The organism is Nocardia panacis, from assembly GCF_003598715.1.
Classification (GTDB): Bacteria; Actinomycetota; Actinomycetes; order Mycobacteriales; family Mycobacteriaceae; genus Nocardia; species Nocardia panacis.
Map to the genome: position 1 here is coordinate 526,224 of NZ_QZFU01000019.1, position 20,756 is coordinate 546,979.

At 65.7% G+C, this 20,756-nt stretch carries 21 protein-coding genes; 8 read left to right on the forward strand and 13 right to left on the reverse strand.

Annotation, left to right across the window (positions count from 1 at the left end):
* Positions 1 to 12 precede the first annotated feature (12 nt).
* The 7 genes from D5S18_RS17210 to D5S18_RS17240 form a co-directional block, all read right to left on the reverse strand.
* The gene (locus D5S18_RS17210; protein WP_120041986.1) at positions 13 to 339 is read right to left on the reverse strand and encodes a DUF7508 domain-containing protein; all 327 of its coding nucleotides are present in this window, start codon (positions 337 to 339) and stop codon (positions 13 to 15) included.
* Positions 336 to 2,150 carry an acyclic terpene utilization AtuA family protein gene (locus D5S18_RS17215; protein ID WP_120042219.1) on the reverse strand — a complete coding sequence of 605 codons (1,815 nt, stop codon included), beginning with the start codon at positions 2,148 to 2,150 and terminating at the stop codon, positions 336 to 338. The genes D5S18_RS17210 and D5S18_RS17215 overlap by 4 nt, the downstream gene beginning before the upstream one ends.
* A gap of 45 nt (positions 2,151 to 2,195) precedes the next feature.
* Positions 2,196 to 2,648, reverse strand: coding sequence for a hotdog family protein (locus D5S18_RS17220; RefSeq protein WP_120041987.1), 453 nt, complete (start codon positions 2,646 to 2,648; stop codon positions 2,196 to 2,198).
* A complete protein-coding gene (locus D5S18_RS17225) occupies positions 2,645 to 3,148 on the reverse strand; it encodes an FAS1-like dehydratase domain-containing protein (protein ID WP_120041988.1) in 504 nt (167 codons plus the stop codon). Before D5S18_RS17225 ends, D5S18_RS17220 begins: the two co-directional genes overlap by 4 nt.
* A gap of 8 nt (positions 3,149 to 3,156) precedes the next feature.
* Entirely contained in the window at positions 3,157 to 4,353 is a 1,197-nt protein-coding gene (locus D5S18_RS17230; protein WP_203236775.1) for a CaiB/BaiF CoA transferase family protein, read from the reverse strand.
* Positions 4,354 to 4,556: 203 nt separating this feature from the next.
* A complete protein-coding gene (locus D5S18_RS17235; protein WP_120042220.1) occupies positions 4,557 to 5,678 on the reverse strand; it encodes an acyl-CoA dehydrogenase family protein in 1,122 nt (373 codons plus the stop codon).
* Positions 5,679 to 5,715: 37 nt separating this feature from the next.
* Positions 5,716 to 6,903, reverse strand: a complete 1,188-nt coding sequence (locus D5S18_RS17240) for an acetyl-CoA C-acyltransferase (RefSeq protein ID WP_120041990.1) — start codon at positions 6,901 to 6,903, stop codon at positions 5,716 to 5,718.
* A 111-nt stretch (positions 6,904 to 7,014) separates the two neighbouring features.
* Between D5S18_RS17240 and D5S18_RS17245 the strand changes: the two genes are divergently transcribed.
* The 6 genes from D5S18_RS17245 to D5S18_RS17270 all read left to right on the forward strand — a co-directional run bounded on the left by D5S18_RS17245 (position 7,015) and on the right by D5S18_RS17270 (position 12,135).
* A complete protein-coding gene (locus tag D5S18_RS17245) occupies positions 7,015 to 7,665 on the forward strand; it encodes a TetR/AcrR family transcriptional regulator (protein ID WP_120041991.1) in 651 nt (216 codons plus the stop codon).
* A gap of 157 nt (positions 7,666 to 7,822) precedes the next feature.
* Positions 7,823 to 8,605, forward strand: coding sequence for an enoyl-CoA hydratase/isomerase family protein (locus tag D5S18_RS17250; protein WP_120041992.1), 783 nt, complete (start codon positions 7,823 to 7,825; stop codon positions 8,603 to 8,605).
* 15 nt (positions 8,606 to 8,620) lie between these two features.
* Positions 8,621 to 9,442, forward strand: coding sequence for an enoyl-CoA hydratase/isomerase family protein (locus tag D5S18_RS17255; protein WP_120041993.1), 822 nt, complete (start codon positions 8,621 to 8,623; stop codon positions 9,440 to 9,442).
* 5 nt (positions 9,443 to 9,447) lie between these two features.
* Positions 9,448 to 10,587, forward strand: coding sequence for an acyl-CoA dehydrogenase family protein (locus D5S18_RS17260; protein ID WP_120041994.1), 1,140 nt, complete (start codon positions 9,448 to 9,450; stop codon positions 10,585 to 10,587).
* A complete protein-coding gene (locus D5S18_RS17265; RefSeq protein WP_120041995.1) occupies positions 10,584 to 11,618 on the forward strand; it encodes an acyl-CoA dehydrogenase family protein in 1,035 nt (344 codons plus the stop codon). Before D5S18_RS17260 ends, D5S18_RS17265 begins: the two co-directional genes overlap by 4 nt.
* 16 nt (positions 11,619 to 11,634) lie before the next feature.
* Positions 11,635 to 12,135 carry a thioesterase family protein gene (locus D5S18_RS17270; protein WP_120041996.1) on the forward strand — a complete coding sequence of 167 codons (501 nt, stop codon included), beginning with the start codon at positions 11,635 to 11,637 and terminating at the stop codon, positions 12,133 to 12,135.
* 60 nt (positions 12,136 to 12,195) lie between these two features.
* Here D5S18_RS17270 and fabG read toward each other — a convergent pair whose 3' ends face one another.
* Complete coding sequence (gene fabG / locus D5S18_RS17275) at positions 12,196 to 12,954, reverse strand: 3-oxoacyl-ACP reductase FabG (protein WP_120041997.1); 759 nt, start codon at positions 12,952 to 12,954, stop codon at positions 12,196 to 12,198.
* Between the two features lie 216 nt (positions 12,955 to 13,170).
* Between fabG and D5S18_RS17280 the strand changes: the two genes are divergently transcribed.
* Complete coding sequence (locus D5S18_RS17280) at positions 13,171 to 13,932, forward strand: crotonase/enoyl-CoA hydratase family protein (RefSeq protein ID WP_120041998.1); 762 nt, start codon at positions 13,171 to 13,173, stop codon at positions 13,930 to 13,932.
* A gap of 18 nt (positions 13,933 to 13,950) precedes the next feature.
* Here D5S18_RS17280 and D5S18_RS17285 read toward each other — a convergent pair whose 3' ends face one another.
* The 5 genes from D5S18_RS17285 to D5S18_RS17305 form a co-directional block, all read right to left on the reverse strand.
* Positions 13,951 to 14,583, reverse strand: a complete 633-nt coding sequence (locus tag D5S18_RS17285) for a nitroreductase family protein (RefSeq protein ID WP_120041999.1) — start codon at positions 14,581 to 14,583, stop codon at positions 13,951 to 13,953.
* A 14-nt stretch (positions 14,584 to 14,597) separates the two neighbouring features.
* Positions 14,598 to 15,398: an enoyl-CoA hydratase/isomerase family protein gene (locus D5S18_RS17290; RefSeq protein ID WP_120042000.1), complete on the reverse strand. Its 801-nt coding sequence runs from the start codon at positions 15,396 to 15,398 to the stop codon at positions 14,598 to 14,600.
* A gap of 84 nt (positions 15,399 to 15,482) precedes the next feature.
* The gene (locus D5S18_RS17295) at positions 15,483 to 16,931 is read right to left on the reverse strand and encodes a lipase maturation factor family protein (protein ID WP_120042001.1); all 1,449 of its coding nucleotides are present in this window, start codon (positions 16,929 to 16,931) and stop codon (positions 15,483 to 15,485) included.
* 123 nt (positions 16,932 to 17,054) lie between these two features.
* The gene (locus D5S18_RS17300; RefSeq protein WP_147403980.1) at positions 17,055 to 17,972 is read right to left on the reverse strand and encodes an alpha/beta hydrolase; all 918 of its coding nucleotides are present in this window, start codon (positions 17,970 to 17,972) and stop codon (positions 17,055 to 17,057) included.
* A 55-nt stretch (positions 17,973 to 18,027) separates the two neighbouring features.
* The gene (locus tag D5S18_RS17305) at positions 18,028 to 18,762 is read right to left on the reverse strand and encodes an SDR family NAD(P)-dependent oxidoreductase (protein ID WP_120042003.1); all 735 of its coding nucleotides are present in this window, start codon (positions 18,760 to 18,762) and stop codon (positions 18,028 to 18,030) included.
* Positions 18,763 to 19,464: 702 nt separating this feature from the next.
* Here D5S18_RS17305 and D5S18_RS17315 point away from each other — a divergent pair.
* Positions 19,465 to 20,733, forward strand: a complete 1,269-nt coding sequence (locus tag D5S18_RS17315; protein ID WP_120042005.1) for a gluconolaconase — start codon at positions 19,465 to 19,467, stop codon at positions 20,731 to 20,733.
* Positions 20,734 to 20,756: the final 23 nt, after the last annotated feature.

Genomic DNA, 20,756 nt, shown 5'->3' on the forward strand with positions numbered 1-20,756 from the left:
CTACTCCAATTTCTAATTCGGTCGAATGTGTCCGGTCGGCGCCGCCGTGCCCGCCAGGTTCTGCGGCGGTCTGCCGAACTCATTCGTGAATACCTGCACCAGTTCGCGGAAGCGCGAGAGGTAGGCATTGGTCCGCTCGTATCGGAAGGTGAGTCCCGGTTGGGTGTCGATCCATTCCTCGAGCCTGCCGCGCATCCCGAACAGGCTGCCGCCGCCCGCGAAATCGATGACGATGATGCCGTGCTCGTCGGAGATCTGATAGACGCCGACCGACGCGGGCACCCGCGCGACGGCCTCGATCGTGAGCGGTGTCCACTCCTTGGTCATGAAGATACTCATTTTGTCGCGACCTCCTCGGGTGCGTTCGGGATGGCGGGGCCATTCACCAGCAGTGCTCGCGGCATTTCCACGAAGCGTGAGCGCAAGTATTCGGCCAAACCCTTGGCCTGCGGATCCGGTCGGGTCGTCGCGGCGACGCCCTCGCCGAGCAGACCGCGCACCACGAAATTGACGGCCCGCAGGTTCGGCAGTTCGTACCGGTCGATCCGCGACTCGGCCGCCTCGGTGAGCAAGGCGCGCAGTCGCGATTCATCCAGGTAGGACCGCAACCATTCATAGGCTTCGTCCGAGCGCGCCCAGAATCCGATATTGGCGTCGCCGCCTTTGTCGCCCGAGCGCGCGCCGATGAGTCGACCCAGTGGCACGGAAACCGTTTCTCCTTCATCGGGCCTGCGCGCGGTGGTCGACACCGGACCGTCATCCGGCCGATACGGCTCGGTCGGTGGGCGCGGCACGGGCAGTCGCCGACCGTCCTGGAATACCACCGCGGGATCCAGCACATCGGCGGGCACCAGCGCGGGCCAATAGACACCGTAGGAGGTGGCCGCGCGGTCGGCCCGCTCGACATACAGGCCGGGGAAGGTCCCAAGGCCGAATTCCGCGACGGCGTTGAAGAAGCGCCTGCCCGCCTTGTGCTCGCTGGGATCCTTCACGGTGACCCGCAGTCGGGCCTCGGCCGAGAAATTGTCCGGCGCGTTCGGGGTGTCGGTGCGTAGCAGTCGGATATCGGTTTCGGCGAAATCGTCGAGACCGCCGAACGCGTCATCGAGACACTGGAGGGCGAAATCGGCCTTGGCCTCGATATCCAGCCCGGTGAGCACGAATACCGCGCTATTGCGATACCCGCCGTGGTAGTTCAGGCAGACCTTGGCGACATCCGGGGCCGGGCGACCGCGCACACCGGCAACCTTGACCCGGTCCGGCCCGTCGTCGGTCAGTTCGATCGTGTCGAATCGGGTGACGACATCGGGATTCAGGTAATCCGGTGCACCGATTTCGTAGAGGATCTGCGCGGTGACCGTTTCGACCGTCACCGCGCCGCCGGTGTCGGGGTGTTTCGTGATGACGCAGCTACCGTCCGGCGCGATCTCCGCGAGCGGATAGCCGAGTCGGCGGAACTTCGGCAATTCGGTGAAGAACGAGTAATTGCCACCGGTGGCCTGCGGCCCGCATTCGAGGATGTGGCCCGCGACCACGGCGCCTGCCAGCCGGTCGAAGTCGTCGAGCTGCCAATCGAAGGCCCACGCCGCCGGGCCGACCACCAGCGAGGCGTCGGTCACTCGCGGGCATACGACGATATCCGCGCCTCCGCGCAGCGCCTCGGTGATCCCCCACGCACCGAGGTAGGCATTCGCCGTCACCGGCTGCACACCTGCTTCGGCGAGGCTTTGTCCGGTGCTCATATTGGCGAGCGGCTGCCCCTGGCTCTGCAAATCGCCGAGACGATCCAAGAGGTCGTCGCCCTCGACATGGGCGATACTCGGCCGCAGGCCGAGCTTCTCGGCGAGCAGTCCGAGCTGCCGCGCGAGACCGTTCGGATTGAGCCCACCCGCGTTGGTGACCACCTTGATATTGCGATCGAGGCAGGTTCCGAGAATCTGCTCCATTTGCTTCAGAAAGGTCGTCGCATAGCCCGCTTCGGGATCGCGCTGTCGGCTCTTCCAGAGAATCAGCATGGTGAGCTCGGCGAGGTAGTCACCGGTCAGCACATCCAGCGGACCGCCCTCGACCATTTCACGGGCGGCGGAGAATCGGTCACCGTAGTATCCGGAACAATTTCCGATTCGGAGGATGTCGCGGGTAGCCGGCATGAGCACCTTCTTCATTGAATCGTTTCGCGATCGCCGAGGCGGCGATCACACTGGCAGTGCGACGGACGCGGTCCCGACGGCGCAGACCGTCGCATCGGATTCCCGGATCTCCTCGAGGCCGAGATGGACCAATCCGCTGTGGTCGTCGACCTTTTCGACCCCGGTGACCGTGCCCGCACAGATCAGCACGTCACCGGGGACGGCGAAACGCTTGACCGTGACGGCGAGCCTGGTCAGGCGGCCGCGCGCACCCATCCAGTCCGTGCACAGCCGGGTCAGGAAGGCGCCGTGCAGATGCGACTGCACCAGCACATCCGGATAACCCTCGACCGCCGCGTAATCGCTGTCGAAATGAATGCGGTGGGTATTCCAGGTCACCGCACTGTATCGGAACAACTGCACGCGGGTCGGCGTATTTCGCAATTCCGGCAATCGGTCACCGATCCCGACCGCACCGAAACGAAGATCGCTGCCCGCGGCGGCGACAGAACTGTTCATCGGAGCAGAACCTTCCGTATCGATGTCAGCAGAGTCTTTCCGACTTCGTCGACGAATTCGTGTCGATAGCTGACGACAATGAATTTCCCCCTGCTCCCTTCGCGCAATTCGGCGTCGACCATCATCGATCGCTCGACGAGCGAGGTGCCCGCCGCGATGGGAGCGTGGAATTCCATATCCTCTCCCCCGCCCATGACCCGGACGCCCTCGGTGGGCAGTCCGGTCAATTGGATGGCCTTCGGAACACCGTCCGTGCGCATATCCGTCTCCGCGGGCCCCTCATCCCAACTGCTGACCGCGGTGACGAAATTCGGCGGGGCGATGATGTCGACATATCCGCAACTGCGCGCGAATTCGGTGTCGTAGTACAGCGGATTGGTTTCGCCGATCGCGCGCGCGTACCTGCGGATCATCAGACCGGTGATCCGGCCGATCGAATGGCTGGTCTCGACACCGATACTGGTGCGGATCGACTCCAACAATGCCTCGTCGACGGGCATGAACTCTCCTAAACGACTTTGCGGTCGCGCAATCGCGCGAGGTCGGCGGTGTCCAGGCCGAGTCGATCCCGCAGGACCTCCTCGGTGTGCGCGCCGAGCGCGGGCGCGGGCGCGGCAGGCACCGGCGGGGACGCGGCGAGCCGCAGCGGGGTGCCGAGCACATAGGACTCGCGTCCCGCTTCGTCGCGCACCGGCTGGATCATGGCGCCGGAGCCGACGAGCGGTCCGTGCATCAGATCGGACAGGCCGAGCACCGGCGCGCACGGCACGCGCAACTGCTGCAACCGCTCGACGACATCGTCTCTGGTGGTGGTCGCGGTCCAGGCGCCGACGATCTCGTCGAGTTCGTCCATCCGCGCCACCCTGGCGGGCGGTGAGCCGAAGGCCGGATCGTCGGCGAGGTCCGCACGGGCCATGAGTCCGCACAGCGATTTCCAGTGCGCGTCGTTCATGCAGAGGATGGCGACCCAGCCGTCCGAGGTCGGGTACACGTTGTACGGGCACACCGCCAATCCGCTGTGCCGGTTGCCCGTTCGTTCCGGAAGCGTCGCCTTGCTGTCGAGATAGCCCGCGATGCTCGAGGTCAGTGAGGGGACGACCGCGTCCTGCATCGCCACTTCGACGTGCTGGCCCCGTCCGGTCACCGTGCGCTGGTAGAGCGCGGCGGTGATCGCGGCCATGAGGTGGGTGCCGCCGAAGAAGTCCGCGATGGCAGGCCCCGCCTTGGTGGGCGGCTGGTCGGGCTGCCCCGTGGTGGCCATGACGCCGGTCATCGCTTGGATCGTGAGGTCCATGGCGCGGTGCGCGGCCTGTGGCGTCCGGGCGCCGTAGCCCCGCCCGGAGGCGAGGATGATCCGCTCGTTCACCTCGGCGAGCACGTCGTAGTCGAGGGACAGCCGCGCCAGGGTGCCGGGGCTGAAATTCTCGACCACGATGTCGGCGCGTTCGACCAGGCGCAGGAACAGTGCGCGGCCCTCGGCGTCCTTGAGATTGAGGCGCAGACTCTTCTTTCCGCCGTTGAGCAGGTCGAAGGCCGCGGTCTGCTGCTCGTCGACGACCCGCCACCGGACCGGCTCGCCGCCGAACGGTTCGATCTTGATGATCTCGGCGCCGAGCTGCGCGAGCAGTGTGGTGCAGTAGGGACCGTTGTAGACCTGGCTCAGGTCAAGCACGACGATGCCGTCGAGTGCCCGCTGGGTTGTCACCGAGGATCCTCTCCCTTGAGGACGGTGCGATGTGCGTAGAGGCCATCGCGATTTCTTGCGTTTCATCCGAGGAATTCGCCGACAGGTGGTGTGCGGCGAGTCTCGGATCAGCTTGCCGGAAATTCACTGCCGGAGGGCGTGACCAAAAACATACTACTGCGTAGGTGGTTTCGTCAATGCCGAGCGGAACGGCTTTCCCGAGGTCACAGCGACCTGGCGATCAGCTCTTTCTGAATCTCATTGGTTCCGCCATAGATGCGCTGCGCCCTGGCATCGGCGTAGAGCCGAGCGATCGGGTATTCGGTCATGTATCCGTAACCACCGTGCAATTGCAGACACCGGTCGATCACCTGACACTGCACATCGGTGAGCCACCACTTGCACATCGAGGAGGTCGTCAGATCCAACCCGGTCGACAGGTGCGTTTCCATGCAGTCGTTGAGGAACACCCGCGCGACCTTCGCCAGCGTCGCGCATTCGGCCAACTCGAAGCGAATGTGCTGCTTGTCGAGCAGGGGGCCACCGAACGCGTGCCGCTGCTTCACATACTCCGTGGTCACGGCCACCGCCAACTCCATGGCGTTCACGGCCGTGATGCCGATCATCAGGCGCTCCTGCGGAAGCTTGCCCATCATGATCGCGAAGCCCTTGCCCTCCTCGCCGAGCAGATTGTCGTGCGGCACAACGACATCGTCGAAGAACAGTTCGGTCGTATCCGCGCCGTGCTGGCCGATCTTGTCCAGGACCTTGCCCCGAGCGAAGCCCACCGCGTCTTTCGTCTCCACCACGATCAAGGAGATGCCCTTGGCGCCTTTCGACGGATCGGTGGAGCAGGCGACGAGCACCAGATCCGCGCTGCCGCCATTGGTGATGAAGATCTTGGTCCCATTGATCCGCCACCCGGCATCGGTCCGCACGGCGCTGGTGCGGATCGCCTTGAGATCCGAACCGGTCGACGGCTCGGTCATAGCCAGCGCGCCGATCAGTTCGCCGGTCGCCATCCGCGGCAGCCAGCGCAGACGCTGCTCCTCGGTGCCGTACGCGGCGAGATAGTCGGCGACGACGCCACTGTGGATCGTATTTCCCCAGGACCGATCGCCCAGGCGCGCGTACGCCTCTTGAATCGTCGCCTGATGCAGGAAGTTTCCGTCACCGCCGCCGTACGCGGCCGGAACGCTCGCGCACAGCAAACCGAGTTCGCCGCATTTGCGCCAGAACGAACGGTCGACGTGCCGTTGGGTCTCCCACTTCGCCCGATTGGCCGGTACTTCGCGATCGAAGAAGCCGCAGGCCATCGCGAACAGGTCGGCCGCCTCCTCGGTCATCCACGGCTGTGCCAGGGTGTCACTCACTTGATTTCTCCTACGCGAGACGTTCGATGACCGTCGCCGTGCCGAGCCCGCCCCCGCAGCACATGGTGATCAGTCCGTAGCGGCCACCCGATCGCTCGAGCTCGTACAGTGCCTTGGTGACCAGGATGGTTCCGGTCGCGCCGACCGGATGACCCAGCGCGATCGCGCCGCCGTTGATATTCACCCGAGACATATCGGCGTCGAATTCCGCCGCCCACGCGCCCACCACCGCGGCGAATGCCTCATTGATCTCCACGACGTCGATATCCGCCAGTGTCAGGCCGGTGCGGGCCAGTATTTTCGCGGTCGCCGGAATCGGACCGGTCAGCATCAGCACCGGGTCGGAACCGACCAGGACCGAGTCGACAATGCGCGCCCGCGCCGGTCGCCGCAGCCGATCCGCTCGCTCGCGACTCATCAGCAGGACCGCACTCGCCCCGTCGGAGACCTGCGAGGAGTTACCGGCGGTGTGCCGACTCGGCGGAACACGCGCGGGCTGCACGGTCCGCAGTCCCGCGAGCGTCTCGAGCGCGGTGGCGCGGATGCCCTCGTCGCGGGTCACCGTGCGGGTGCCCGCGATCGCGCCGTTCTCGTCGAGGAACGGGGCCTCGACGGGGATGATCTGGGTGCCGAAGCGGTCCTGCTCCCAGGCCAGGGCGGCGCGGTCCTGGGAGGTCTTCGCGAACCGATCCAACGCCTCGCGGCTCAGATTCCAGCGTTCGGCGATCCGGTCGGCCCCCTCGAACTGGATCGTCGGCTCATAGACCTCGGCGTAGCGGCCGCCGCGCGGGTTGCCGTAGGGGCCGTCGGGAGGCATGTTGCTACCCAACGGAATTCGGCTCATCACCTCGACGCCGCAGGCGATCGCGATATCGGCGAGTCCGCCCGCGATCTGCGCGTGCGCCATGAGCATGGCCTCCTGCGCGGAACCGCATTGCGCGTTCACGGTCGCGGCGGGCACCTCCGAGGGCAGACCCGCGGCGAGCCAGGCGTTGCGCGTGACATTGGCGGCCTGCATCCCCAGTTGTAGGACGCATCCGCCGATGACGTGGTCGACCTCGGCGCCGGTGAGGTTGTTGCGATCGAGCAGGCCGGCGAGGATGTCACCGAGCAGTTCGTTCGAGTGTGTCTGCGCCAACCCGCCGTTGCGCTTGCCGATGGGCGATCGAACCGCGTCGACGATGACGACTTCTCGCATGGGCATCCATTTCTCCGAAGCGTGGTCCAGCACACACAGTGTTACATACTACTGAGTAGGTTGTCACCCGGAGACGGTCGGCTTCGACATACGCCCGAGTAGTATGTAGCCGTGACGAACGGCTTTGGCAATGGGCGGATCAGTGAACTCGATCCGAAGAAGCGGGCGAACGCCGGCGAGATCCTCGACGCCGCGGCGAAGGCATTCTCCGAGCGCGGCTACGCGGCGACCTCGATCGATGACGTCGCCGACGTGCTCGGATGCACGAAGGGCCGGATCTACCACTACTTCCGCACCAAGGGCGATCTGTTCATCGGCATCCACCACCAGGCCCTGGAATGGGCACTGGAGGCCATCGAACCCGCCGCCGATCGCACCGATCTCGGCCCGGCCGAGCAGCTGCGCGAGATGGTGCACCAGCACGCCATGCACCTGATGAATCGGGCCACCTACATGGGGCCGGCCCAGCATCACATCGAGATGGGCCTGGCCAGCGAAGGCCGCCACAAGGGCGACGCGATCGCGCGGATCTTCGAGATGCGGCGGCGATTCGAGGCACGCTACGTCGAGGTGATGGCGGCGGGTATCGCGGCGGGGGTGTTCCGCGACGCGGATGTGAACCTGCTCGTCAAGGCCATCCTCGGCACGGTGAACTGGATGCACGTGTGGTTCCAGCCCGACACGCCGCAGGATTCACCCGCCGAGCGGCAGCGCATCGCGGCGGAGATCGCCGAGTACGCGGTGCGCGGCGTACTCGCCTGAGCTGTTCGATCGGCATCCCGCGCGGGTTGCCACATCATCGAGCGGTCCATTACATTCTACCCAGTAGGTTGTTTCGGGTCCCGAGAAGCTCGCCGTCGTGTCGAGCGGACCACAACCTCGCCGGCGTCTCGGCGGAACATCGCGGTAGGAGCAATAGATGGCGGACCTGGAATACACGGTCGAGGACGGGATCGGCACGATCCTGCTGAATCGTCCACACATGAAGAACGCGTTCACCTTCGAGATGATCGATCAGTGGGCCGAGGCACTGCACTCGGCCCGCACCGACCCCGACGTGCGCGTAGTCGTTGTCACCGGCGCGGGCGACGCCTTCTGTTCCGGCGTCGACCTCGACGAGTTCAACGCGAAGATCACCCAGCCCTACGACCTCAAATCGCTGCTGCACGAACGCATTCACCGCGTCGCCTACGCGCTGGAGGACCTGGACAAACCGATGATCGCGGCCGTCAACGGCACGGCGGTCGGCGCGGGCATGGATATGGCGCTGATGTGCGATATCCGGTTGGTGGCCGCCTCGGCGACCTGGTCGGAGGGATACATCCGAGTCGGACTCGTCCCCGGCGACGGCGGTTGCTACTACCTGCCGCGGCTGGTCGGCATGGCCAAGGCGCTCGAACTGCTGTGGACCGGTGATTTCCTCGACGCCGAGGAGGCGGCGCGGATCGGCATCGCCGACCATATCTACCCGGATGCGGAATTCCGCGCCGCGTCAACGGAATTCGCGCGGCGCATCGCCGCACAACCACCCATCAATGTGCGGATGATCAAACGGGCGGCCTATCAATCCGCCCGCGCCGATGTGCGCACCGCGCTCGACCTGATCTCCTCGCATATGGGTGTCGTCTTCAGCACCCGCGACTCCGCCGAGGCGATGACCGCATTCCGCGAGCGCCGCCCACCGGTCTTCCAGGGCCGCTGATCCGGAGGAAGTGATATGACAACAGCATCAATAGCGGCCGACCGAACCGAAATCCCGATACTCGTTTCGCGCGACGGCCCGATCGCGACACTCACCCTCAACCGACCCGATCGCAAGAACGCGCTCGATCCCGATGGTTGGACAGCACTGTATCAAGCCTTGGAAGACCTCGCAGGCGACGATGCCGTCCGGATCGTCACGGTGACCGGCGCCGGCGGCAACTTCTGCGCCGGAGCCGATCTGGGGAACCGGTCGCGCGAGGAACACCCCCTCGCGCGGATGCGCCGGATCGGCAAGGTCGCCCTCGCCGTGCACGAATTCCCGAAACCGGTCATCGCCCTCGTCGAGGGCGCGGCGGTCGGCGCGGGCATGAATCTGGCGCTGTCCTGCGATTTCGTCGTCGCGGCGGAATCCGCGCGCTTCAGCGAGATCTTCGCGCTGCGCGGTCTGTCGATGGACTTCGGCGGATCCTGGCTGCTGCCACGCCTGGTCGGCCTGCAGCAGGCCAAGCGCCTGACCATGCTCGCCGAAATGCTCAGCGCCGAGCAGGCGGCGGAATACGGGCTGGTTACCTGGGTCCGGCCCGATACCGAAGTCGTGGACTTCACCGCGGAATTGGCTCGGCGGCTGGCCGCACTCCCGCCCGTCGCCCTCGCGCAGACGAAATCGCTGCTGCATCGCGGCGCCGATCAGACCCTGCACGAGGCACTGGAGAACGAGGCACGCGCGCAGGTGGTCAATCTGGCGACCGAGGATGTTCCCGCCGCCTACCGCGCCTTCCTCGACAAATCCGCACCGCCGGTCTACACCGGCCGGTGGGCGATAGGACGCGGGTGAGGCCAATGGAACTGCTACTCGAACCCGTGACACTGCCGCGGGAACACGACGCGCTGCGGCGGCGGGTGCGCGAATTCCTGGCCGAGGAGATCTCGGCCGGTCGGATCACCCCGCACTGCGACCAATGGCTCGGCGGCTGGGACGCCGAATTCAGCCGCAGGCTCGGCGAACGAGGCTGGATCGGCATGGCCTTCCCCGCGCAGTACGGCGGTTCGGCCGCCGGTGCGCTGGCCCGCTTCGTGGTCACCGAGGAACTGCTGGCCGCGGGCGCGCCGGTGGCGGCGCACTGGATCGCCGACCGACAGTCCGGACCGGGACTGCTCAGATTCGGCACGGCCGAACAGAAAGCCGCCTTCCTCCCCCGAATCGCGCGCGGGGAATGCTTCTTCGCCGTCGGGATGAGCGAACCCGACACCGGCTCGGACCTGGCCTCGGTGCGCAGCCGCGCCGATCGGGTCGAGGGTGGTTGGCGGCTGCGCGGCACCAAGGTCTGGACCAGCGGCGCGCACCTGGCGCACGTACTGATCGTCCTGGCCCGCACCAAATCCGGGACCGAGGATCGACACGCCGGACTGACCCAGTTCATCATCGAACTGCCGCATCCGGACGTGCACATCAGGCCGATTCGACTGCTCACCGGCGAACACCACTTCAACGAGGTGGTGCTGGACGACGTCTTCGTCCCCGACGCCATGGTCCTGGGCGCGCCCGGCTCCGGCTGGCAGCAGGTCACCAGCGAACTGGCTATGGAACGCAGCGGTCCGGAACGGATTCTGTCGACCTTTCCACTGTTGGCGGCCGCGGTGGACCAGCTCACCGCCCGCACCGACGCGACCCGGTTCGGTGCGGTGGTCGCGCGCATCTGGGCCTTGCGTCAGATGTCGCTGGCGGTGGCCGGACAGCTCGAATCCGGTGCCGCGCCCGCCGTGGCGGCGGCCACGGTCAAGGATCTCGGCACCCGATTCGAGACCGTCGTCATCGACACGGTCCGGCTGCTCACCCAATTGGAGCCCGATCCGGGCTCGGATCAGGAGATACCCCGCATGCTGGCCGAATCGATACTGCACAGCCCCGGCTTCACGCTGCGCGGCGGCACCAACGAGATCCTGCGCGGCGTCGTCGCCCGAGGGTTGGGGGTGCGATGAACGACATTGTCGCCGAACTTGTTTCGGCGGTCGCCGACGCGTGCGCCAAGCACGGCGACCCCGAGGCCGACGGGTGGGATGAGCGCCTCTGGGCGACACTGGCGCGGATCGGCGTCACCACGATCGGCGTCGCCGACGAATACGGCGGCGCCGGTGGCGATCTCGGCACCGCCGTGGCGGTGCTGCGGGCACTTGGTCGACACTCGGCGAAGGTCCCGCTCGCCGAAACCGCGCTGCTGGCGGGATGGCTGCTCGCCGAATGCGGTGTCGCGCTGCCGCCGGGTTCGATGACGGCCTGCCTCGCGGGTCCCGAATTGCGGTGCAGGCCAGGGGCCGACGGCCTGTCGGTCAGCGGAACGATGACCAGGGTGCCCTGGGCACGCTACGTCGACCACCTCGTGGTGCTGACCCAGGAGCGCGTGATCGTGCTGCGGCGCACGGACTTCTCGACGCACCCTGGCGCCAATGTCGCGGGCGAACCCCGCGACACCGTCACCGTCGGCACGATCATCCCCGCCGACCGGGTGCATTTCGCGGGTTCGCGGCTGTCGGCGTCGGCATTGCGCCAACGCGCCGCACTGGCCCGCGCCGCGCTCATCTCCGGCGCGGGTCGCCGCGCCCTGGATCTGAGCATCGGCTATGCGGGCGAGCGCGAGCAGTTCGGCAGACCGATCGCGAAATTCCAAGCCGTTCAACAGTATTTGGCCACCATGGCGGGCGAGGTACTGCTGTGCGAGGTGGCGGTCGACGCCGCGGCACAGGCACTGGACAGCGGGGCCGACGCGGCGGTCGCCGTGGCGGGCGCCAAGACGGTCGCGGGTCAGATGGCAGGCGTGGTGAGCGCGCTGGCGCATCAGATCCACGGCGCGATCGGCTACACCGAGGAACATTCGCTGCGGCACAGCACCACTCGGCTGTGGGCCTGGCGCGACGAGGCGGGCAACGAGGACCTGTGGTCGGCCGACCTCGGTCGGCGCGCGCTGGCGGCGGGCAGCGCGGGCCTGTGGCCGCTGATCACCGGAAACCGATGAACGGCAACGGCTTTCGATGACCATCCCCAGCTATCACCAGGTAGTCGCGCTGCCGCGCGAACAAGGTCCCCTCGTCGTGCCGGAGTCGTTCGAGGACGAGAACGGCCACATGAATGTCCGCCACTATTTCGATCTCTGCACCGCGGCCATCGGGGTGCTCTTCGAGCGGATCGGCGTCGACGACGAGTATCGAACCACCCGCAGGCAGGGGTTCTTCATCGCCGAGCACCATATTCGGTACTTCGCCGAAACCGCGGTGCGCGACCGGGTTTCGGTGCACTCGCTGGTCATCGAGCGGTCGACGAAGGTCGTGCACGCGATGGCGCTGCTGGTCAATGACACGACCGAACAGTTGGCCTGCACGCTGGAAATGGTCGCGATCAATGTCGATTTCGGCAACCGCCGCAGCACCGGGTTCGATGCCGATATCGCGGCGGCCATCGACGCCGAGCTCGACAGCGCCGCACGGGTTGCCTGCCCGGTGCCGTTATGTCACGGGATGGGAATCCGCGCCTGAGTTCGACACCGATGGCCCCGAAGGCTTTGCGCCGTCGAGGCCATCGCGGTGGCGCTCACCTCATCCGCGCGGGCCGCCCGCGACGTAGAGCACCTGACCGGAGACGAATGCGGCGTCCTCGCTCGCGAAGAACGACACCGTGTTGGCGATATCCTCCGGCCGCCCCGGCCTGCCGAGCGGAATCCGGGTCAGCGCCCGCTGGACCTGCTCGTCGAACGAGATGCCGATGCGCTCGGCCGAGGCCCTGGTCATCTCGGTGACGACGAAGCCGGGCGCGACCGCGTTGGCGGTAATGCCGAACTTGCCCAATTCGATCGCGAGCGCCTTGGTGAAGCCTTGCAAGCCCGCCTTGACGGCGGAGTAGTTCACCTGTCCCCGCGCGCCGAGCGCGGAGGTGCTGGAGATATTGATGATTCGGCCCCAGCCCGCGTCGACCATGTGGCGCTGCGCGGCGCGGGTCATCAGGAATGAGCCGCGCAGATGCACCTCGATGACGCTGTCCCAGTCGTCGTCGGACATCTTGAACAGCAGATTGTCGCGGGTGATCCCGGCATTGTTGACCAGCACGCCCACGCCGCCCAGTTGCGCGGCGATCGTTTCGACCGCGGCGGCGGCCTGGTCGGGCTTGCTGATATCGGCGCCCACCGCCACGGCGCGGCCACCCATTTCCGAGATCGCCGCCACCGTGTCGGCGCATTTGTCGGCATGCAGATCCACGACCCCGACGGCGTAGCCGTCTTTCGCCAGGCGCAACGCGATCGCCGCGCCGATACCGCGGGCCGCGCCCGTCACAATGGCCGTTCGCTGAGTGGAACTCATACATTTCCTTTCGGTCGCGCCTGGGCGCGGTGCGGTCGAACTCCCCGACAAAAACATACTACCGCGTAGGTTGCGTGGTCAAGGGCGACCGGCCGCCTTGACGGGTCTATAACCTACGCAGTAGTTTGTCTCTGTTCCCGATCACCTTCGCCGCTCGCGCGCCGCAATTTCCATCAATACGCGAAATCCGCCGATGCGCAGAATGGAAATTCCCCGATGACCAGTGTTTCGATCGAATGCGCCGACGGAATCGCCGTCGTCACCATCAACCGCCCGAAAGAGCGCAATGCCGTGAACCTCGAGGTGGCCGAGGGCATCGCCGCGGCCATGGACGAATTCGAGGCACGCGCCGATCTCGCCGTCGCCATCCTCACCGGAGCCGGCGGCACCTTCTGCTCCGGCCTGGACCTCAAAGCATTCACCCGCGGTGAGATCCCGATCATTCCCGACCGCGGCTTCGGCGGCCTGACCGAGAAACCACCCGCCAAACCACTGATCGCCGCCGTCGAGGGTTGGGCACTGGCAGGCGGATGCGAGATCGCCTTGACCGCCGACCTCATCGTCGCCGCGCGCGATGCGAGATTCGGCCTGCCCGAGGTCAAGCGCGGCTTGGTCGCGGGCGCGGGCGGCCTATTGCGTCTGCCCAAGACACTCCCGTATCAACTGGCCATGCAAATGGCGCTGACCGGAGATCCCATCGCCGCGGAGACGGCGCACGCGCACGGCATGGTCAACGTCCTCACCGAACCCGGACAGGCCCTCGCCGCGGCACGTGAACTGGCCGCGAAAGTGGCCGCCAACGGGCCGCTCGCCGTCCGCACCAGCAAGCGGATCGTCGCGATGTCGGTCGACTACGGCGACGCCGCGGCCTTCGCCGCGCAGCAGGCACTGGTCGAGCCGGTACTGCGCTCCGCCGACGCGCTGGAAGGCGCGCGAGCGTTCGCCGAGAAGCGCCCACCGATCTGGACCGGCGCCTGACGGTCCTCGCCCGCGCGGCTACTCCTCGGTCCAGCGATTCCACCTGGTGATCGTCTCGACCGGGGGTCGGCGCGCGGGTTTGAACTGCGTGCCGACCGTGTAAGCGACCGGCAGCAGCGCGATCGGCGTCATGCTGTCGGGCAGCCCCAGGATCGCGGTGTATTCCCGCTCGAATTCGGCCTCGAACGGCGTGGTCAGCACCGAACCCAACCCGCGCGACCGCAGCGCCAATTGCAGACTCCAGATCGCGGGAAAGATCGACCCGTAGAACGCGGCCGGATCCGGCGCGTGGGGGCCGTCCAACCGCCCCTCGACGCACGGCACGACGAGGACCGGAACTCGCGCCAGCACCTGCGCGAGATAGCGGGCGCCCTCGTAGACCCGTTTCGTCTGCGGATCCCGCAGGCGCGGATAGCGCCGCTCGACCAGCGGCAACGTATAGCGCGCGTACAGCTTCGCGATATCGGCGCGCACGTGCGGGTCGTCCACCACCAGCCAGCGCCACGATTGCTGATTGCCGCCCGTCGGCGCCTGCACCGCAAGGCGCAGGCACTCGAGGATCACCGCGCGTTCGACCGGCCGCTCCAGATCGAGACGACGACGCACCGCGCGCGTCGTGGCGAGCAGGTGATCTGTAGCGGCGGTATCCATCGGGCTCCCTGGGGTTATACGGATTTTTCGGCTTTACCTGCGGACTTGGCGAGGAATTCGGCGACGCGACCCTTGATGTCCTCGGTGCCGAAGGATTCGAATTCCGCGGCGAGGGCGAAATTCAACACCGAATTGGCGGAGTCGAGCAGATGCATATTCAGCGCGCGTTTGGTGTCGCGGACCGCCTGCGCAGGCAGCTCCGCGAACCGATGCGCGAACTCTTTCGCGGTGGCGAGCACCTGCGCGGCGGGCACGACGCGGTTGCACAACCCCAGGCGCAGGGCATCGGTCGCGGGAATGCGGTCGCCGAGCAGGATGAACTCCTTGGCGGTGAGCATGCTGGTGAGCCATGGCCAGGTGACCGCCCCGCCGTCGCCCGCGGCCAGACCGATGGCCACGTGCGGGTCGCTCATAAAAGTGTTGTCGGCCATCACCACGAAGTCCGACATGGTCGCCAGGCTGCACCCCAGCCCCACCGCCGGACCGTTCACCGCCGCCACCACCGGCAGTTCGCACGACAGCATCGCCCGCGCCAACCGCTCGCCCTCGCGGATATCGCGGCGGCGCGCGGCGGTGTCATTGTGGTTGCGGATGAAGTTCGGCACGTAGCCGCCCGCGCTGAAGGCCCGACCCGCACCGGTCAGCACCACCGCTCGCGCGTCCGCATCGTCCACCAGCAGATCCCACACCCTGCGCATCCCCACGTGCAAGCCGTCATCGAAGGAATTGAGATCGTCGGGTCGATTCATCGTCACGATCCGCAGCGGACCGTCCACCTCGACCAGCAAACCGGGCGCGACACTCGAGTAGTCCATGTCAACTCTCCTTGGGACTCGAAGACAATCGGCGGCACCGTGCGCCGCCACCCCGGTCATAGTGACAACCTACTCAGTAGTATGTCAATCGTTTCCGTCCTCATTTGCGGCATCGGCGGGTGATCGCAGTGCGGCAGGCGGTAAATATTCGCCGATGCGGCGACGCGTCCACCAAGCGCCGGTGCGACGGTGCTCGGCGCGGGTGGTGAAGCAATAGCGGTAGAGAACGGCCCGCACATACCTCGGTGGCTGCCGCGGGAACGGGTTGGTGGCGAGCAGGCGCAACGTGGCCGCGTCGCCGCGCAGCAGTCGCGCGATCAGCGGCGGGAACCAGGCTTGCGTTTGCAGCGGTGAGAGCGCGGCGAACCACATCATCCAGTCCAGTCGCAGGTGATAGGGAGCGATCTGGCGGGGACGGCGGGAGAGCGTGCCGGGTTTGGCCTTGAATTCGTACGCTTTCCAGCTCGCGGCGGGACCGGGCTGGTCATCGGTGCCCTCGATGAGCAGTTCGAGCCGCTGTCGGGTGATACGTCCGAACAGGCCGTAGGTGTTGCCCAGATACAACGGGTTGAAGGCGCGGTTCATCACCTGCCGCCGTGCGGCCATATTGCGGACCGGCGCCCAACTGAGCACGATCATCGACACGGTCAGGATCGTCACCATGATCGCGAACCACAAGGGTCCGTCGGTCGCGGGCTCGGCCGGGACTACGGCCGCCAGGAGCCGGCCATCGAGCGCCATGGTGGCCAACGCGATGGTCAGCAGGTTCAGCCAGGCGAAGTTCCCGCTGAGCATCAACCACAACTGGGTCGCGACGATGATCCCGGCCGCTACCGAAGCGATCGGCTGCGGACACAGCAGCCCGAACGGCACGATCAACTGCGCGACATGGTTTCCCAGCGCCTCCAGCCGATGGATCGGTTTGGGCAGCCGATGGAAGTGCCGGCTGAACCGGTTCGGCAACGGCTGGGTCTCGTGGTGATAGCAGAGCGCGGTGAGATCACGCCACGCCCGATCGTTGCGCACCTTGATCAGGCCCGCCCCCACCTCGAGCCGCACCAGCAGCCAGCGCAGCAGCAGCACCACCGCGATCGGCGGGGCCGTGGCCGTATTTCCCAGAAAGATCGCCAGGAAACCGGCCTCCAACAGCAGCATCTCCCAGACGAAGCCGTAGAACACCGAACCGGCATTGACGAACGACAGGTACAGCACCCACAGCACAGCCCGGATCACCATCGCGATCGGCAGGGCCACGAGATCGAGCACACCGAGCACGACCCCGACCGACAGCGCCAGCCCCAGCGTCGCCACGGCAGCGGCGAGCCGGTCGGAGTAGTGCAGGTGAAACAGGCTGGGGGTCCGGCGGAATCCCGCCGCACGCAGATGTCGCGGCGCCGGTAGCAGACCTCGCGCACCGCACAGCGCCCGGAATTGGGCGAGGGTCGACAGAAATGCGACAACATACGCCAGGCCCAGCAGCCGATCGAAGATCAGCCGGGCAGGCACATATCCGGAATCGTAGAATCCCGACATCGCCTATCGCCAACGCTCGATACGAATCTCCTTCAACGAGAAAAACGCTGGAAGCGACCGAATTCTTTCCGAACCACCACTTTCGAATGAGGCCGGACGAATCGCGCCGACCTCTTCGAGAGACTACCGCCAGGAGTCGACAGCCTTCGCCGCCTCTTCCAGGATCTGCCGACTGGCGGGCACCCGACCGAACATGTGGAAAGACAGGTGGGACAGCCCTGCCATCCTGACGTGCCTGGTGGAAACACCGGCTTGATCGAGTTTGCGCGCGTAGGCTTCGCCGTCGTCGCGGACCGGGTCGAGCTCATTGGTGAGGATCAGCGCGGGCGGCAGACCGGCGGCATCGGCCAGTGCCGGATTGGCGTACGGGGTCACCGCGTCCCGATTGGGCAGATACCGCTCCCAGCACACCCGCATCGCGGCACGGGTCAGCAGCGGGCCGTCGGCGTAGCGCCGGTAGGACTCGGTGTCCTGTTCGGGGCTGATCGGCGGGTACAGCAGCAACTGGAAGCCGATGCGGGGCGCACCGATATCGCGGGCCAGTACGCTCACCCCGGCGGCGATGGTGGCGCCCGCCGAATCCCCCGCGACGCCGATCAGATCCGGCGTCGAATTGTAGGTCTCGGCGGCGTCCGCCGCCCATATCACCGCCAGGTAGGCGTCCTGGATCGCGGCGGGGTAGGGATGCTCGGGAGCGAGCCGGTAGTCGACCGAGACGATGACCGCGCCGGTGGCCGCGGCCAGCGCACGAACCGGGTTGTCCCACACGTCGACGTTTCCCTGGAACCAGCCGCCGCCGTGGAAGAACACCAGCATGGGTTGCGGGGTTCGCCGAGCCGACGGTACATAGACGCGCGCCGGAATCGACCCCCACGGCGCCGGGATCGCCACGTCATCGACCTTGTCCATTTCCCTCTCGGGACCGTGCCAGGCCATTAGGCCTGCCACCCCCGCGCGACCCTCCTCCGGAGTCGACTTGTCCAGCGGCTTCCCGCCTGCGGCGGCCACCTGCCCCACCAGAACGCTCAGATCTCTGTCCACGGGTTTCTCCTCGAATTTGTTTGCGATAGAGGTGATTTCGGATTCGACGAATCGGTCACCGGGTGGTGTAGCCGCCGTCGATGGTGAGTGACGCGCCGGTCATGTAGCCCGCCGCGGCACTGGCGAGGAAGAGCATCCCCTCGGCGATCTCGGCCGGTTCTCCCGCGCGGGCCATCGGTGTCGCGTCGATGATCGACTGCTGCGCCTGCGGGGTGAGTTCGGCCGTCAACCGGGTTCGGATCGTTCCTGGATGAATAGCGTTGATGCGCACACCCATTGGCGCGTACTGCACCGCTGCGGCCTTTGTCATCAGAGTGATGGCGCCTTTGCTGGCCTGATAGGCGAATGCCCCGTCGGTGCCGACGAGCCCCCAGGTCGAGGAGGTATTGATGATCGCCCCGGCTCGCCGACCGATCATGCCGGGCAGGACGGTCTTCATCCCGAGAAACACCCCGGTCTGATTGACAGCGATCACTCGATCCCACTCGGCCACTGTGGTTTCCACGGCGCCGGATTGGGAACCGACGATACCCGCGTTGTTGACCAGCACGTCGATGCGTCCGTGCGCGCCGATGATCTGTTCAATCGTCTTGCGCCACTGATCTTCTCGTGTGACATCGAGGCGCACGCCCGCAACGCCGTCGACTCCCGCCGAATCGTCTCCGGCGAAGTCGACATCCGCGCTGAAGACGGTGGCGCCCTGCCTCGCGAACAGTTCGACCGTCGCCCGCCCGATACCGCGCGCCCCTCCCGTCACCAGCGCGACTTTTCCTTCTAGGCGATAGCTCATTTCGTATGCACGCTCCTCAGCCGGGTCGCCCGCCCAGAAGCGAGCGAACTAGTTAGTTCGCAATGTAGGAGGATCGCCCTCATATGTCAAACGAACTAGTTCGTTGGGTGTCATACAGGTGCGTACGGCCCAATGGAGCACGATCTGGCCGGGGCGGTGATCCGGCGCCGCAATCGGTACACCAGCATGATCTGCGCGAGCGACGCGCCGGCCATGGCCGGCGCCGGTGTGTGCACCATGCTGCGAGTGCCAATCCCGTTGTGCACCCCGACCACATCCACGATCTCGGGAGGGCGACGCGCCGGGAAGTGAGAAGTTTGTTTCAGAACACCCGCGTAGGGGTTGGCCGCGACCGTGTCATAGGGGGTTGACGGTACTTTCACAGTGGTTGGATACTGGTTCTGCAACACGAAAGTTGTAGCAGCTCTTCAGATTTGGCGATACCAGGGAATAATCCGGGTTCGGATTCGTCCGATGCGGACCGGCTTTCGTGGTCGGGGGCGCCTCAGTCGCTCAATTTCCCATAGCGCAGTCGCGGCGATTCAGCGCATTTGTCGTGCGATGGCGCTTTCGACGGCAGACCGGAGGTGGAGGGCAGTCGCGGCGCGGCCGATGGCGCCGGCTTCGGGATCCACCGACATCGAATACTTCATCTCATGAACACCATCACCTATATGCCTGTGACACGCGGGAGGTTGGATCATGCCCAGTCAACACGAGGTTGGCCCAACATATAAGCCCTCCAGATTCGTACGACACCCGCTGACGAAGCGGAACCAGGAGGAACTCGAAATAGCGGGCAAGGCCGGGGATATCCTGGCATGGAACAAGAGGACATGGCGCGGCGGGAATAAAGTACTGACATTCGTCAACGCACCCGCACAGAAGAAGAATGCCGACGGAACCGATCGACTCATCACACCCACCGGATTCTCGATAAACAAGCGCCGATACGGCGACTATCCCATATCGGAACAGTCGGCACACGACCGCGGCTGGTACGCCTACCTCAACATGGGCGTCCCACTCATCGACGAGCGACACGATATCGTACAACCTCCGCCGGACGTGATTTCCGAACACGCGTACATCGATCGCACCGATCCTGTTCTCAAAGAGATCGTCGACACCATCGAATTCTCGATTTCCAACACGGTCAGATGGTCGATCGCCGGGCAAACGCAGCTGACTTTCGGCGCCAAGGGCACCGCATCTCTGCAAGCGCAATTACAACAGAGCTTGGCGAACAGCATGGCGAGCAGCTTGGCAACGAGCCAAGAGCTGAGCAATGAGGCGAAGAGTTCGCGCACCCATATCGACCACAATCACAAAGACAACATCGGCACCGAAGATCAGCAGCTGAATGAGCAGACCACGACGAACAAGACCACGGCGACGAGCACTTCCACGGGAACCACCACGGCGACCACCACGGCCACCGGCACGGCTACCGGCACCGGAGAACTCTCGGCGCAATTGATGCAGGGGATAACCGCCACCGCCAGTGGCGAGTTGACTGCCTCGTGGAAAGCTACGCATCAGGTTGTTGTCACCCCCAACGGATGCCGGGTGGTCGTCAGGGCGACCCAGCGACGTCAGGTCCGCAGGTTCGACTACCAAATACCGATTGTGTTCAACGGCTTCGTCGCACTGTATTATCCCGAGCCGGTCGACTATACGAGAATACCGGATATCGGCGGCTACGGGGTATTCCCGGCATGGACCCTCGGCCCGCGAATTCAGACACAGAACCGAAATCCAGGGGCAGTTTATACCGGGCCGAGCTACGCTCAGGTGGTTGTATTTCCCATCGATGTCCTGGGGCTGGTCGCCGACGGCGACAACTTCGCCCAGAAGGGGGTGGCCGAAGTGGTTTCGGTTCTCGCCGGAGAGCATGAAGTATTCGAAGTCGAAGCGCTCACCTTGGCCAATCGCAAGTCCGCCGGACCCGCGCCTTTCTACACGCTTTGATTCTTCCGTGTTCCGAATCATCC